We start from the raw sequence: 14,181 nt of genomic DNA on the forward strand, positions 1-14,181 counted from the left end.
CGACCCGAGGTCGTGAGCCCTGGCTCACGACCTGGGTGCCGAAGTCACGACCTCGAGGGAGACCCCGCCCGTGACTGGTTCAGCCGCCGATCGCGCTCATCGGGCGGTCGGGCTGCTCGAAGCCAGGCTCGCCGATACCGTGCCCGGCCTTCTTCCCGGCGAGGCACGTGCGCAGGGCCGCGTCGATCGCGTCGTCGTCGGCACCCGAGCGCACGACGGACCGCAGGTCCGTCTCCTCGCGCGCGAACAGGCAGGACCGCAGGTAGCCGTCGGCGGTGAGGCGCACGCGGTCGCACGACCCGCAGAACGGCGCGGTCACCGACGCGATGACGCCGACGGTCGCGGGGCCGTCGTCGAGCAGGAACTTCTCCGCGGGCGCAGCACCGCGCTGCCCGACGGGCGTGAGCGTGAACTCGCGCGCGAGCACGTCGAGGATCTCCTGGCCGTCGACCATCTCGACGCGGTCCCACACGTGTCCTGCGTCGAGCGGCATCTGCTCGATGAACCGCATCTCGCACCCGCGCTCGACGGCGAACCGGGTGAGCGCGACGATCTCGTCGTCGTTGACGCCGCGCATCGCGACGGCGTTGAGCTTGACGGGCGCGAGGCTGGCCGCGAGCGCGGCGTCGATCCCCGCGATGACGTCGTCGAGCCGGTCGCGGCGGGTCAGCGTCGCGAAACGGTCCCGGTCGAGCGTGTCGATCGAGATGTTGACGCGGGCCAGGCCGGCGTCGACGAGCCGCTGCGCGACGCGCGGCAGCGCGAGCCCGTTCGTCGTGAGGGAGAGCTCGACGGGCGTGCCTGCGTCGGGCGCGTCGTCGGGAGCGCGCAGCTCGGCGAGGGCGGCGACGACGTCGACGACGTCAGGCCGCAGGAGCGGCTCGCCGCCCGTCAGCCGGATCTCGCGGACCCCTGCGGCGACGGCGGCGCGTGCGATCCGCGCCATCTCGGGCGTCGTGAGCAGCGTGTCCTTCGGCAGCCACGGGACGCCCTCGGCAGGCATGCAGTAGAGGCAGCGCAGGGAGCAGCGGTCGGTGAGCGAGATGCGCAGGTCGCGGTGCACCCGGCCGAAGCCGTCGACGAGCGCGGGACGCGCGCCCTCGGTCCGGCGGGGTGCGGCAGGTGCGGGCTCGGGTGCCACGAGGCCGGGCCCGGGCGCCGGGTCCTGCGGCCGCACGAGCGGCACGGGCAGGAAGGTCACAGACCGACCCAGTGGTAGGTGCCGTCCCGCAGGATCTCCCGCTTCCACACGGGCAGCTCCGCCTTGACCGCCTCGACGAGCGCCTCGCACGTCTCGAACGCGAGCCGGCGGTGCGCTGCGGAGACGGCGGCGACGAGGGCGAGACCGCCGACGTCGAGCAGGCCTGTGCGGTGGGAGATCGCGACGAGCGTGCCGGGCGCTGCGACGCGGGCGACGACGTCGGCGAGGACCTGCTCGGCGTCGGGGTGCGCGGAGTACTCGAGGCTCGTGACCTCGCCGACGACTGACGGGTCGTGGTCACGGACCTGTCCGATGAACGTCACGACGGCGCCCGCGGCGCTGGCCCGCACGGCCTCGAGGTGCTCGTCGACGCTCAGCGGGACGTCGGTGACGCGCGCGAGCCGGACGGCGGTCGTGCTGGGCGCGGTCGTCATGCGCCGTCTCCTGTGTGGTCGCCGCCGTCGAGCTGGTCGAGGAGGTGCGGCAGGAGCGGCGCGAGCAGGTCGAGGCCGTCACGGACGCCGCCCTGCGAGCCGGGAAGGTTCACGACGACGCCGCGGCGCGTGCCGCCGTCGGGCCCGGGGACGTGCGCGACGCCCGCGAGGCCGCGGGACAGGAGCGCGGCCGGCACGGAGAGGGCGCCGCGGCGGCGCAGCTCTTCGGCGATGCCGGGGAGCTCGGCGTCGAGCAGGGGGCGCGTTCCCTCGGGCGTCTGGTCGCGGGGCGTCACGCCGGTGCCGCCGGTGGTGATGACGGCGCGAGCGCCGTCGACGAGCGCGGCCTCGATGCCCTCGCCCACCTGGGCTGCGCCGTCCGGCACGAGAGATGTCGTGACGTGGAAGCCGGAGGAGGTGAGGATCTTCGCGGCGAGCGGGCCCGACAGGTCGACCGCGTCCCCGGAGGCGCACCTGTCGGAGACGGTGATGACGTGGACGTGCCAGGCGGCTGCTGGGGTCACGTGGCGCCTCCTGGTGACGTGGTCGAGCGTTTCCGCAACGATACCGCCGTGAAAATCGTCGCGCGGCACGAGTCCATGCACTGCGCACGGCCCCGCACACGCTTCGGCCTTGCGCACGTCCGGGCCTAGGATCGCTCCCATCGTGAGTGCCACGTCCCTCATCGTCGAGACTCCAGGAGACCACCGGTGAACCGCCGACCGCTCGCCGCAGCCGCGGCGCTCGTCCTCGTCACGAGCCTGACCGCGTGCGCGGGCGAACGAGGGCCGGGTGGTGCCGAGCTCGCGGGGGACGAGATCGCGGTGTTCGCGGCAGCGTCCCTCTCGATCGCGTTCGAGGAGATCGGCAAGCAGTTCACGGAGTCGACCGGTATCGGCGTGACCTTCTCCTACGCCGGGTCGCAGGACCTCGCCGCGCAGGTCCTCGAGGGCGCTCCGGCCGACGTGCTCGCCACTGCCGACGAGCTGACGATGCAGCGCGTCGTCACCGAGGCGCCCGAGCTCGTCGTGGCTGAGCCCCGGTCCTTCGCGACGAACACGCTCATCATCGCCACCCCTCCCGGCAACCGCGCGGGCGTCACCTCGTGGGCAGACCTGGCCGACGACGACCTCGCTCTCGTCATGTGCGCGCCCGAGGTTCCGTGCGGAGCGTCGGCCAAGCGCGTCGAGGCCGCGACGGGTGTCCGGCTCCACCCCGTCTCCGAGGAGTCGAACGTGAGCGACGTGCTCGCGAAGGTGGTGGCGTGCGAGGCGGACGCGGGTCTCGTCTACGAGACGGACATCGTCACCGCGAAGGTGGACATCGTCCCGTGCCCCGAGTGCATCGAGGACAAGAACACGTACCAGGCTGCACCGCTCGCGGGTGAGCACCCCGAGGCCGCGCGCGCGTTCATCGACTTCCTCGTCTCGGAGATCGGGACCGGGGTGCTCCTCGGGCTGGGGTTCGGGGACACGTGACGCGCTCGCCGCGCAGCACGGCCTCGCGGGCGCCTGCCGTCCCGGTGCGACCGCCACGGTGGGTCCTCGTGCCGGCCGTGCTCGGGCTGCTGCTGGTCGCGGTGCCGCTCGTCGGCGTGGTGCTGAGGGTCGACCTCGCGCGTCTCCCCGAGCTCGTGACGAGCGAGGCGTCCCGCGCGGCGCTCGGCCTGTCGCTCCGGACGTCGCTCGCGACGACCGCGCTCTGCGTCGTGCTGGGCGTGCCGATCGCGCTCGTCCTCGCGCGCGGACGGGCGCGGTGGCTCTCGCTCGTGCGCGCGGTCGTGCTGCTGCCGCTCGTCCTGCCGCCTGTGGTGGGCGGTCTCGCGCTGTTGACGGCGTTCGGGAGGCGCGGCCTGCTCGGCCAGCACCTCGACGCGTGGGGCGTGTCGATCGCGTTCTCGACGACCGCCGTCGTGCTGGCGCAGACGTTCATCGCGATGCCGTTCCTCGTCCTCACGTGCGAGGGTGCGCTGCGCACGGCGGGGACGCGCCACGAGGCGGTCGCGGCGACGCTCGGGGCGCGGCCGTCGCGCGTGCTGTGGCGCGTCACGCTGCCGCGGCTGCTGCCGGGGCTCGCGGCCGGGGCGGTGCTCGCGTTCGCGCGGGCGCTCGGCGAGTTCGGTGCGACGTTGACGTTCGCGGGCTCGCTCCAGGGCACGACGCGGACGCTGCCGCTCGAGATCTACCTGCGACGCGAGTCCGACACGGACGCCGCGCTCGCGCTCGCGCTCGTCCTGATGGTCGTGGCGGCGGTGCTCGTCGTCGTCGCGTACGGCGCGACCGACCGGCGGGCTTCTCGCGCCGCACGCGAGGTGGCGCCGTGACCGCGCCTGCTGTGGACGTCGACGCGCACGTCGCGGGGCGTGTGCGTGCGGCGCTCACGGTCGCGGCGGGCGAGCGTGTCGCGCTCGTCGGGCCCAACGGGTCGGGCAAGTCGACGCTCGTCGAGCTCGTCGCGGGGCTCGTGCGGCCTTCCGCGGGCCGCGTCGGGCTGGGCGGCCGTACGGTGGCCGACGCCGCGACGTGGGTCCCGCCGCACGAGCGGCACGTGGGTCTGCTCGGGCAGGAGCCGCTGCTGTTCGACCATCTGTCGGTCGTCGACAACGTCGCGTTCGGGCTGCGGTCGCGGGGTGTGGCGCGGGGCCGCGCGCGGGCGGAGGCGGCGCGCTGGCTCGAGGCGGTCGGGCTCGCGGACCTCGTCGGTGTGCGTCGCGCGCGTCTGTCGGGCGGGCAGGCGGCGCGGGTCGCGCTCGCGCGGGCGCTGGCGTCCCGACCGCAGGTGCTCGTGCTCGACGAGCCGTCGGCGTCGCTCGACGTGCGTGCCGCGGCGCAGGTGCGTCACCTGCTCGCGGGCCAGGAGCGGCGCGCGACGCTGTTCGTGAGCCACGACGTCCTGGACGTGCTGACGCTCGCCGACCGCGTCGTCGTGCTCGAGGCGGGGGAGGTGGTCGACGACGCGCCGGTCGATCTCGCGCTGACGCTGCCGCGGTCGGACTTCGCGGCGCACTTCGCGGGTCTCGAGCGGGTGCGCGGCACGGCCGTCGCGGACGGGCTGCTGCTCGATGACGGGTCGCTCGTGCCTGGCGTCGCGACGTCGGTCCCGGGGGCTGTGCCGGGCTCTGGCAGCGAGGCGTGGGCCGTGCTCGCGCCGACGGCGCTGCGCCTCGTCGACGGGCCGGGTGGTCCGGGCGACCTTCCGCTCGCTGTCGACGGGGTCGAGCCGCGTGGGGACCACGCGCTCGTCCGCGGCCGGCTCGGCCAGGCGGAGGGAGCGCGCGTGTCCGCATGGGCGAGCCTCGCTGATGCGGCGCGCCTCGAGCGGGCGACCACGAGCGGCTTGCCCGACGGCGTCCTCGCACGTGCATGGTGCCGCGCGGACGCGTCGGGCGTCACGACCTACGCCCGCTGATGTCCAGCGCTGTGGCCTGCGCACCGACGCGGGCCTGGGTGCTTTCCCCTGCCCGATGGTGGATGAGTTCTCATTCCTAGGGATGATGACTCAGTCGGCCCTGCGCGCCAGAATCGCAGGGACAGACGGAACCAGGGGGCTCCATGAGCGACAACAGCATCATCATGGCCGTGCGCCGAGACCGCGCCGCGCCACCTGCCACGGGGACCCGGGGCACGCGCGTGCGCGTCCGGTCGCGCGTCGTCGCGGCCGTGCTCGCGGTCGAGGTCGTCGGCGCGGGCTGGAGCGTGCTCGCCCTCGCCTCGCGAGCGATCGCGGCCGCCGGTCTCGACGGGACCGCGAGCGCGGGCGTCCTGTCCCGTACCGGGGTGATCGTCGCGGCGATCGTGCTTGCTGGCGCGCTCGCCTCGACGGCGGAGGCCCTGTGGACGGGGCGCCTGCCCCGGACGCCCGCCCCGCTGCACGCCGTACGGACGTGGGCGACGGCGCTCGTGGTCGCCGCGCACGCCATCACGGTGTTCGGTGCTCTCATGCGGGACTCGTGGCTCGTCGCGCTCGTCTCTGCCGCGGTGTGCGCGGCGGTCGTCGTGGCGTGGTCCGCCGAGCCGGGCGTGCGGAGCTAGCAGGCCGCCCACAACCAGTGGCGGCGCGTGTCGATGACGCGCCGTGAGCGGTGTGCGCCCGGATGTCAGCCGGGTCGGACATCCTTGTCCGGTGCCGACCGTCGCCCTCCAACCTGCGCGTTCCCGTCCGTCCGTCCGTGGTTCCGCCCGCCCGCGCCGTCAGGCGGGGCGCGGCGGCCGGGCACGCGGGGCTCGACGCCGGACGGTCCGGCTCCTCGTGAGCGTCGCCGTGCTGCTCGGGGCCGTCCTCGCGGTCCTGCTGCTGGGCGGCCGCGCCCCCGGGGCGACGTACCCCGTGACGGCGGAGCAGCTCGCTCAGGTCCGCGCCGACCTCGCTACGCTCGCCGTGGTCGACGCTCCGCGCGCTCCTGCCTACGACCGGGAGGCCTTCGGCCCGGCGTGGGCGGACGTCGACCGCAACGGCTGCGACACCCGCAACGACGTCCTCGCCCGCGACCTGACCGCCGTGACGTTCAAGCCCGGCACGCAGGACTGCGTCGTCCTGAGCGGTCGTCTCGCTGACCGCTACACAGGTCAGGACGTCGAGTTCCGGCGGGGGCAGGACACGAGCTCGCTCGTCCAGGTCGACCACGTCGTCGCCCTCGCCGATGCCTGGCGCTCGGGCGCGCACGCCTGGACCGCCGAGGACCGCGCGCGGTTCGCGAACGACCCGCAGAACCTGCTCGCGGTCGACGGCACGGCGAACCAGGACAAGGGCGCGGCGTCTGCTGACGGGTGGCTCCCGCCACAGCGCGGATACCGCTGCCGGTACGTCGCAGCGCAGGTGACGGTCAAGGCGCGCTGGTCGTTGAGCGTGACGACCGCGGAGCGCCGCGCGATCGGGCGGACGCTCGACTCGTGCGTGACCGTGGAGACGCAGATCACGTCCGCTCGTCCACATTTCTAGACGCCCCTGATCCAGTTTGGCGGAACGGCGCGCAGCGCTGTACTTTCACCGGACCCAGCCCCCCGCTGCGCACCGCCGGCGCGCTGGTACGCCCCGCCGCTCGCCCCTTCGCACGAGCGTCACGCAGCACCCGAAAGGACACCCGTCCCATGTCGCTCCGCCTCACGCGACCCGCGTCCCGCGCGCTCGCCACCTCGCTCGCCCTCGGCGTCGTCCTCGCGCTCAGCGCGTGCGCGCCGGCCACGAAGGACGCGGCTCCCACGGCGAGCGTCGCCCAGGCCGACCCGAGCAAGACGCTCGACCAGGTCACGGTCGGCCTCAACGGGTCGCTCTCGACGCTGAACACCGGGCAGACCGGCATGATCCTCAACTACTACGTCGGCACGTCCTTCGCGGAGGGCCTCGTCGGCGTCGACGCCGACGGCCAGCTCGTCCCGGCGCTCGCCGAGTCGTGGACCCAGCCGGACGACACGACGTGGGTCTACCAGCTGCGCGACGCGACGTTCTCCGACGGCACCCCCGTCACCACCGAGGACGTCATCTTCTCGATCAACCTCTTCCGGGACGCCGAGAAGTCACCCTCGACGGCCTACTACTGGCCCGAGCTCGAGACCGTCGAGAAGACGGGCGACCGGGAGATCACGATCAAGCTCGCCGGCACGAGCGCGACGTTCGGCTGGACGCCGTCGGCCGCCGCAGGCCTGTACGTCACGTCGCAGAAGTCCTACGAGGCCGCGACCGCGTGGGGCTCCGCGCAGGACCTCCTCGTCGGCACCGGCCCGTACAAGGTCACCGAGTTCGCGCCTGACTCCCACGTCCAGCTCGAGCGCAACGCGAGCTACTGGGGCGCCGCGCCCAAGGCCGAGAAGCTCCGCTTCGACTTCATCACCGACGACTCGACGCGCCTCCTCGCGTTCCAGGAAGGCAAGATCGACCTCGCGCTCGGCGTGCCCGTCGACCAGGTCGACCAGTGGCAGAAGACCGAGGGCGCCCGCGTCGAGACGGTCTCGAGCCTCTCGTACCAGGGCCTGACGTTCGACTCGAACCTCGCACCGTTCGACGACGTGCACGCGCGCAACGCGGTGGCGCACGCGATCGACCGCACCGGCGTCGTCGAGGGCATCCTCAAGAAGAACGCCGAGATCGCGACCGGCATCACCTCACCCGAGCAGCTCGCGCTCAACGTCGGCGCCGAGGCCGCCGCGACCACCGTCGCGGGTCTGCCGCAGAAGGACTTCGACCTCGACAAGGCCAAGGCCGAGCTCGCGCAGTCAGCCACTCCCGAGGGCTTCACCGTGTCCCTCACCTACCCCGACTCCGACCCGAGCCTCGGCAAGGTCTCGCTCGCCCTCGCCGAGAACCTCAAGGAGCTCGGTATCACGCTCGAGGTCAAGGAGATCCCGTCCTCGCAGTGGGGTGCGGAGCTCGGCAACGGCGAGCAGCCTGTGTCGTGGATGTCCTACACGCCGCCGGTCCCGACCGACTGGCCGACCGACTGGCTGCTCGGCGAGTTCAACCCCGCGCTGTTCACGAACCCTGACATCTTCGCGCTGCAGGCCACCGCCGTGTCGACGACCGACCCCGCCGAGCGGGTCGACTCGGTGATCGAGGCGACCCGCCTCGCGCTCGAGAACACCTACTACGCTCCTGTGTTCTGGGGGACGTCGACGACCGCGGTCGGGCCGCGCGTCGTCGCCGAGGACTTCACGTCCTACTTCTTCCTCACGAGCTGGCCCGGACGCCTCGCCGCCACGAGCTGATCCCACCGAGCAGGACCGAGACACATGAACGTCGCCCGCTTCCTCGCGCGGCGCCTGGTCACCCTGGCCGCGCTGCTCGTCGTGCTGTCGTTCATCGTGTTCTCCCTGCTCTACGTGGCGCCAGGCGACATCGTGAAGAACCTCCTCGGGACGCGGCCCGCCGCCCCTGAGACGATCGCCGCGATCCGCGCCCGGTACCACCTCGACGACCCGTTCCTCGTCCAGTACTGGAAGTGGCTCGGCAGCGCGCTCACCGGTGACCTCGGCGAGTCCGTCCGCACGAGCGTCCCGGTCACGCAGATGTTCGGCGACCGCATCGGGGTGACGCTCCTGCTCACCGGGCTGGCGGCGCTCCTCGCGCTCGGCTTCGGGGTGCCGCTCGGCATCCGCGCCGCCCAGCGGCACGGGTCGGCGGTGGACCGCGGGATCGTCGCGACGTCGATCGTCGGGATCAGCGCTCCCGGCTTCGCGATCGGGCTCCTGCTGCTGTACGTGTTCGCGGTCATGCTCGGGTGGTTCCCGCTCTACGGGCTCGGCGAGCCGGGCCTCGACCGGCTGTGGCACCTCGCGCTGCCCGCGGTCGCGCTCGCGCTCGGCGTCGGAGCGATCGTCGTGAAGATCACGCGCACCGCCGTGCTGCGCGAGCTGAGCGAGGACTACGTCGCGTTCGCGCGCTCGCGCGGACTGGCGCCGTCGGCCGTGCGCTCGATGTACCTCCGTGGGGCCGCGACGCCGATCGTCACGAGCACGGGCCTCGTCCTCGCGGGACTGTTCGGCGGGTCGGTCCTCGTCGAGACGACGTTCGCGCTGCCGGGTCTCGGCGTGCTGCTCGCCGACTCGATCACGTTCAAGGACCTCCCCGTCGTCCAGGCGCTCACGCTCGTCATCGCCACGTTCATCGGTGTGACGACGGCCCTCGTCGACCTGTTCGCCGTGCTCGTCGACCCGCGCGTGCGCCGCGCGCGGGTGGCCTCGTGAGTGCCGTGACCGGGCGCAGGCCCGGCGCGGTCGCGCGTGCCACTCGCGCCCTGAGACGCCTCCCCGGCGTCGTCGCCGCATCGGTGCTCGTGCTGCTCGCCGTCGTCGTTCTCGTCGTGCTGCCCGTCGCGCAGGGCGCGCTCGCGCAGGACATCACGCTCGGTGCGACGCCCGCCGGGACCCCCGGTCATGTGCTCGGGACGGACTCGCTCGGGCGCGACGTCCTCGCGCTCACGCTCGCGGGGGCACGGTCGGCCGTCGTCGGGCCCGTCGTCGTCGCGCTCGGCTCGATGCTCATCGGCGTGGTCCTCGGGACCCTCGCGGGCTACCGCGGCGGGTGGGTCGACGCGGTCGTCTCGCGGTACGTGGACCTCACGCTCGCGATGCCCGCCCTGCTGCTCGCGATCGTCGTCGCGGGCGTCGTCGGCGGCGGGTACTGGGTGACCGTCGCGGTGCTCGTCGTGCTGTTCTCCCCGGGTGACACGCGCCTCGTGCGGTCAGCCGTGCTGCAGCACGCGCACCGCCCGTACATCGAGTCGACGCGCGTCCTCGGCCTGCCTGCGCGGCGCGTGATGACGCGGCACATCCTGCCGAACGTGCGGCCGCTCGTGCTGACCAACCTGTTCCTCAACGTCGCGTACGCGCTCGTGAGCATGTCCGGCCTGTCGTACCTGGGCCTGGGCGTCGCGCCCGGCGACGCGGACTGGGGCCGCCAGCTCGCAGACGGCCGGGCGATCCTGTTCGACAACCCCGCCGCGTCCGTCGTGCCCGGGCTCGCGATCATCGTCACCGCGACGGCCGTCAACCTGGTGGGCGACTGGCTCGCGGAGCGGTTCGAGCACGGTGACCTGGGCATCGGGGAGATCGAGACGGAGGTGCGCGCATGAGCGGGACCTTCCTCGAGGTGCGTGGCCTGACGGTCCGCGCGGGCGAGCGCGTGATCGTCGACGCGGTCGACGTCGTGGCGGGGCGCGGCCGCACGCTCGGCGTCGTCGGGGAGTCCGGCTCGGGCAAGTCGATGCTCGTCAAGGCGCTCACGGGCCTCCTGCCCACGGGCGTCACCGCGACGGGCGAGGTCCTGCTCGACGGCACCCCTGTGGACCTCGGCGCGTCCGAGCGGGCCTGGGGGCGGGTGCGCGGCCGCCAGGTCGTCCTCGTCCTGCAGGACCCGTTCACGTCGCTCGACCCGCTGCGCCGCTGCGGGCGGCAGGTCATGGACTCGTCGCCCACGCGCGGACGCGCCGCCCGGCGCGCCGAGGTCGTCCGGCGGCTCGCCGAGGTCGGGCTGCCCGCGCGCGTCGCGCAGCAGTACCCGCACGAGCTGTCCGGGGGCATGCGCCAACGCGTCGCGATCGCCGCCGCGCTCGCGTCCGACCCGCAGCTCCTCGTCGCCGACGAGCCGACGACTGCCCTCGACGTCACGACGCAGCGCGAGATCCTCGACCTGCTCGCGTCCCTCCAGCAGGCGCGGGGCATGACGCTCGTCCTCATCACGCACGACCTCGGCCTCGCAGAGGAACGCTGCGACGACCTCGTCGTCATGCGCGGCGGCGCGATCGTCGAGCGCGGCCGCGCGGCCGACGTGCTCGCCGCACCGCAGCACCCGTACACGCAGGCTCTCGCGGAGGCCGCGCGCGGCCGTCTGCGCACCTCCGGCGAGGTCGCCGAGACCCGTCTCGCCCTGCGCGTCTCCGGCCTCGTCAAGCAGTTCCGCGGAGCGCAGGAGCGCGCGGTCGACGACGTCACGATCGAGGTGCGCGACGGCGAGTGCGTCGGGGTCGTCGGGGAGTCCGGCTCGGGCAAGACGACCGTCGCCCGCTGCGTCGTCGGGCTCGAGACGCCCGACGCGGGCACGATCGAGGTCCGCGCGCCGGGCACGGCTGCGGCCGCGGACGGCCTCGTCGCGACGACCGCGCTCACGCCCGCGCAGCGGGCACGCACGGTCCAGATCGTCTTCCAGGACCCGTACTCGGCGCTCAACCCTGCGCTCACGATCGGTGCGATGCTGCGCGAGGCGCTCGACGTCGCGGCCGCGGGCGACGCCGAGCGACGCACCGTCGAGGACCTCCTCACGATGGTGGGCCTCCCCGCCTCGTACGCCCGGCGTCGGCCTGCGCGCCTCTCGGGCGGCGAGCGGCAGCGCGTCGCGATCGCCCGCGCCCTCGCGCCCGCGCCGCGGGTCCTCGTGTGCGACGAGTCCGTCTCCGCTCTCGACGTGTCCGTCCAGGCGCAGGTCCTCGACCTCCTCGCGCGGCTACGCGCCGACCTCGGACTGACGATCCTGTTCATCTCGCACGACCTCGGCGTCATGCAGCAGGTGACCGACCGCGTCTACGTCATGCGCGGCGGCCGGGTCGTCGAGGCTGGCCCGACGTCGCGCGTCCTTTGCGAGCCCGAGCACCCGTACACGCGCGCCCTGCTCGACGCGGTTCCCGGCGCGCCCGGCGCCGCCACGTCGGCGACCGCCGCCCCGACCACCACGGAGGTATCCGGTGACTGACTCCCGCCCCGCCGACGTCCTCCTCGTCGGCGCCGCCGTGTTCGACGGCGACCCGACGTCGACGTCCCGCCCCGCCTCGGTCGCGGTGCGCGACGGGCGCATCCTCGCCGTCGGCCCCGACGCCGAGGTACGTGCGCACGCCGGGCCGTCGACGCGCGTCGTCGACCTGACCGGGCGCATGCTGACGCCCGGCTTCCAGGACACGCACGTCCACCCCATCCTCGCGGCGAGCATGGACCGCCGCCTCAACGTTCTCGGCGAGCGCACCCTCGCCGGGACGCTCGAGGCGATCCGCGCCTACGCCGCCGCGCACCCCGAGGACGAGTGGGTCACCGGCTGGGGCTGGAACGCCGACCTGTTCGAGGGCGGCCTCCCGACGCGCGCGCAGCTCGACGCGGTCGTGCCCGACCGCCCAGCGCTCATCCACCGCGGTGACGGTCACGCGGCGTGGGCGAACACGCTCGCGATCGCGGCGGCGGGCCTTGACGACGACGGGTCCGGCCGTCCGGTCGCCGACCCGCCCGGCGGGCGTGTCGAGCGCGACGCGGACGGTCGCGCAGCGGGCGTCCTGCAGGAGTGGGCGACCGGACTCGTCGAGCGGCTGATCCCCGAGCCCGACGTCGCGACGCTCCGACGCGACCTCGTCGCCGGCCAGGCTGCGCTCCTCGCGGTCGGCATCACGGCGTGGCAGGACGCGTCGGTGCTCACCGCGGACCAGGAGGCGTACGAGCGCGCCGAGGCGGACGGCGAGCTGCTCGGCACGGTCGTCGGGGCGCTGCGATGGGACCACCGCCGCGGCATGGAGCAGGTCGCCGAGCTCGTCGCGCGCCGGGCGCGCTCGCACGGGCCGCGCTTCCGGCCGACGTCCGTGAAGATCATGCTCGACGGCGTCGTCGACGGGTCGCTGACCGCCGCGATGATCGACCCGTACCTCGACGTCGACGGGTCGGCGAGCGGGAACAGAGGCGACACGTACTTCGAGCCGAGCCACCTCGACGAGGTCGTCGCGGCGCTCACCGCCGAGGGCTTCCAGGCGCACTTCCACGTGATCGGCGACCGGGCGGTGCGGCTCGCGCTCGACGCGCTGGAGCGCGCCGCTGCCGCGCACCCCGATGTGGTCGACGACGAGGGCCGGCTGACGACGCGGCCGATCCTCTCCCACGTGCAGGTAGTGCACCCTGACGACCGGGCTCGCTTCGCCCGGGTGGGCGCCGTCGTCTCCGCGCAGCCCCTGTGGGCGAACTGCGAGGACGTGCAGACCGAGCTGACCATCCCGTTCCTCGGCGACGAGCGCACGACGTGGCAGTACCCGTTCGCGTCGCTCCAGCGGGCGGGCGCCGTCCTCGCGGGTGGCTCGGACTGGCCCGTGTCGACGCCGGACCCGGTCCAGGCGATCCACGTCGCCGTGAACCGCCGACTGCACGGCGAGGAGCGCGCAGCGCTCGGGCCCGACGAGGCGCTCACCCTCGCGGAAGGTCTCGCCGCGTACACCTCCGGCGCGGCGTGGGCGAACGGGCTCGACGGCGTCGCCGGGCGGATCGAGCCCGGGTTCGTCGCCGACCTCGCGGTCGTGGACCGCGACCTGTTCGCCGTGCCGGCCGACGAGATCGGGGCGGCGCGCGTGGTCCAGACGTGGCTGGCCGGGGTCGTCGTCCACGACGAGGATTGACGCATGAGGCCCTGCTCCGTCACTCCCGTCGCCAGCCGTGAGGCGCGCGCGTCCCTATACGACGCCGTCCTGAGCCCGTCGTTCGGCCCGGAGGAGCTGCCGCCGCGCGAGCAGTTCCTCGCGTGGACCGCGCGCGACGAGCTCGAGGTGCTGCTCGCGACCGACCCGGAGACGGCCGAGACGCTCGGGTGCGCGGTCGTCGCGCTGCGCCAGGGTGCGCCCGAGGTGGCGCTGCTCGCGTGGCTCGCCGTGCGGCCGGGCCTGCGCGGCACCGGCACGGGGGGCGCGCTGCTCGACGCTGCGATCGACCTGGCGCGTGACGCGGGCGCGCACCTGCTGCTCGCGGAGGTCGAGGACCCGCGGAAGCACCCGGCGTCGGCCGACCACGGCAACCCGTGGCGCCGCCTCGGCTTCTACGCCCGGAACAACCTCGCGCTCCTCGACCTCCCGTACTTCCTCCCCCCGATGGCGCCCGGGCAGGAGCGAGTGCCGGACATGCTGATGCTCGCGAGCGTCCTGCACGACGGCGCGGACTCGCCCGAGGTGCTGCGGCCCGCGCTCGTCGCGTTCCTGCGGGCGTTCGTCCCGCGCCTCGACGGCGACGACCCGGACCATGACGCGCTGCTCGCGGCAGCCGCCGAGGTCACGGCTGAGCCGCTCGCCGACGTGCTGGAGCGCGCCGGGCGGTAGCCGCGCCGGGC

Annotated in this window: 14 protein-coding genes; 11 read left to right on the forward strand and 3 right to left on the reverse strand. The window is 74.1% G+C overall.

The features are described from left to right. Window positions 1-79 precede the first annotated feature (79 nt). From moaA to AC4F3Q_RS05095, 3 genes are read right to left on the reverse strand one after another with little or no spacing between them, the layout of a single operon-like run. Window positions 80-1,201, reverse strand: coding sequence for a GTP 3',8-cyclase MoaA (moaA, locus tag AC4F3Q_RS05085; protein ID WP_491039012.1), 1,122 nt, complete (start codon window positions 1,199-1,201; stop codon window positions 80-82). Continuing rightward, on the reverse strand, window positions 1,198-1,635 hold the full coding sequence (locus AC4F3Q_RS05090) for a molybdenum cofactor biosynthesis protein MoaE (protein ID WP_491039013.1): 438 nt from the start codon (window positions 1,633-1,635) through the stop codon (window positions 1,198-1,200). Before AC4F3Q_RS05090 ends, moaA begins: the two co-directional genes overlap by 4 nt. Then, on the reverse strand, window positions 1,632-2,159 hold the full coding sequence (locus AC4F3Q_RS05095) for a MogA/MoaB family molybdenum cofactor biosynthesis protein (RefSeq protein ID WP_491039014.1): 528 nt from the start codon (window positions 2,157-2,159) through the stop codon (window positions 1,632-1,634). Before AC4F3Q_RS05095 ends, AC4F3Q_RS05090 begins: the two co-directional genes overlap by 4 nt. 186 nt (window positions 2,160-2,345) lie before the next feature. Between AC4F3Q_RS05095 and modA the strand changes: the two genes are divergently transcribed. The 11 genes from modA to AC4F3Q_RS05150 all read left to right on the forward strand — a co-directional run bounded on the left by modA (window position 2,346) and on the right by AC4F3Q_RS05150 (window position 14,170). After that, a complete protein-coding gene (gene modA, locus AC4F3Q_RS05100; RefSeq protein WP_491039015.1) occupies window positions 2,346-3,113 on the forward strand; it encodes a molybdate ABC transporter substrate-binding protein in 768 nt (255 codons plus the stop codon). A 68-nt stretch (window positions 3,114-3,181) separates the two neighbouring features. Beyond that, the gene (locus tag AC4F3Q_RS05105) at window positions 3,182-3,958 is read left to right on the forward strand and encodes an ABC transporter permease (RefSeq protein ID WP_350308739.1); all 777 of its coding nucleotides are present in this window, start codon (window positions 3,182-3,184) and stop codon (window positions 3,956-3,958) included. Continuing rightward, on the forward strand, window positions 3,955-5,043 hold the full coding sequence (locus AC4F3Q_RS05110; protein ID WP_491039016.1) for a sulfate/molybdate ABC transporter ATP-binding protein: 1,089 nt from the start codon (window positions 3,955-3,957) through the stop codon (window positions 5,041-5,043). The genes AC4F3Q_RS05105 and AC4F3Q_RS05110 overlap by 4 nt, the downstream gene beginning before the upstream one ends. A 143-nt stretch (window positions 5,044-5,186) precedes the next feature. Continuing rightward, window positions 5,187-5,666, forward strand: a complete 480-nt coding sequence (locus AC4F3Q_RS05115; RefSeq protein ID WP_168446666.1) for a hypothetical protein — start codon at window positions 5,187-5,189, stop codon at window positions 5,664-5,666. 91 nt (window positions 5,667-5,757) lie between these two features. Next, window positions 5,758-6,573: an HNH endonuclease family protein gene (locus AC4F3Q_RS05120; RefSeq protein WP_491039017.1), complete on the forward strand. Its 816-nt coding sequence runs from the start codon at window positions 5,758-5,760 to the stop codon at window positions 6,571-6,573. A 149-nt stretch (window positions 6,574-6,722) separates the two neighbouring features. Next, the gene (locus AC4F3Q_RS05125; RefSeq protein WP_491039018.1) at window positions 6,723-8,333 is read left to right on the forward strand and encodes an ABC transporter substrate-binding protein; all 1,611 of its coding nucleotides are present in this window, start codon (window positions 6,723-6,725) and stop codon (window positions 8,331-8,333) included. A gap of 24 nt (window positions 8,334-8,357) precedes the next feature. Beyond that, on the forward strand, window positions 8,358-9,311 hold the full coding sequence (locus AC4F3Q_RS05130; RefSeq protein WP_491039019.1) for an ABC transporter permease: 954 nt from the start codon (window positions 8,358-8,360) through the stop codon (window positions 9,309-9,311). Continuing rightward, entirely contained in the window at window positions 9,308-10,198 is an 891-nt protein-coding gene (locus AC4F3Q_RS05135; protein WP_491039020.1) for an ABC transporter permease, read from the forward strand. Before AC4F3Q_RS05130 ends, AC4F3Q_RS05135 begins: the two co-directional genes overlap by 4 nt. Then, window positions 10,195-11,811 carry an ABC transporter ATP-binding protein gene (locus AC4F3Q_RS05140; protein WP_491039021.1) on the forward strand — a complete coding sequence of 539 codons (1,617 nt, stop codon included), beginning with the start codon at window positions 10,195-10,197 and terminating at the stop codon, window positions 11,809-11,811. The genes AC4F3Q_RS05135 and AC4F3Q_RS05140 overlap by 4 nt, the downstream gene beginning before the upstream one ends. Continuing rightward, the gene (locus tag AC4F3Q_RS05145; protein ID WP_491039022.1) at window positions 11,804-13,480 is read left to right on the forward strand and encodes an amidohydrolase; all 1,677 of its coding nucleotides are present in this window, start codon (window positions 11,804-11,806) and stop codon (window positions 13,478-13,480) included. Before AC4F3Q_RS05140 ends, AC4F3Q_RS05145 begins: the two co-directional genes overlap by 8 nt. Window positions 13,481-13,483: 3 nt before the next feature. After that, a complete protein-coding gene (locus tag AC4F3Q_RS05150; protein ID WP_491039023.1) occupies window positions 13,484-14,170 on the forward strand; it encodes a GNAT family N-acetyltransferase in 687 nt (228 codons plus the stop codon). Window positions 14,171-14,181 lie beyond the last annotated feature (11 nt).

This window comes from Flavimobilis sp. BM9 (genome assembly GCF_058313055.1).

What these genes read in the sequence shown, in the direction of transcription:
- AC4F3Q_RS05090 (WP_491039013.1), bottom strand. Translation starts at nt 1,635, where the DNA reads ATGACGACCGCGCCCAGCACGACCGCCGTCCGGCTCGCGCGCGTCACC.
- AC4F3Q_RS05115 (WP_168446666.1), top strand. Translation starts at nt 5,187, where the DNA reads ATGAGCGACAACAGCATCATCATGGCCGTGCGCCGAGACCGCGCCGCG.
- AC4F3Q_RS05125 (WP_491039018.1), top strand. Translation starts at nt 6,723, where the DNA reads ATGTCGCTCCGCCTCACGCGACCCGCGTCCCGCGCGCTCGCCACCTCG.
- AC4F3Q_RS05130 (WP_491039019.1), top strand. Translation starts at nt 8,358, where the DNA reads ATGAACGTCGCCCGCTTCCTCGCGCGGCGCCTGGTCACCCTGGCCGCG.
- AC4F3Q_RS05140 (WP_491039021.1), top strand. Translation starts at nt 10,195, where the DNA reads ATGAGCGGGACCTTCCTCGAGGTGCGTGGCCTGACGGTCCGCGCGGGC.
- AC4F3Q_RS05150 (WP_491039023.1), top strand. Translation starts at nt 13,484, where the DNA reads ATGAGGCCCTGCTCCGTCACTCCCGTCGCCAGCCGTGAGGCGCGCGCG.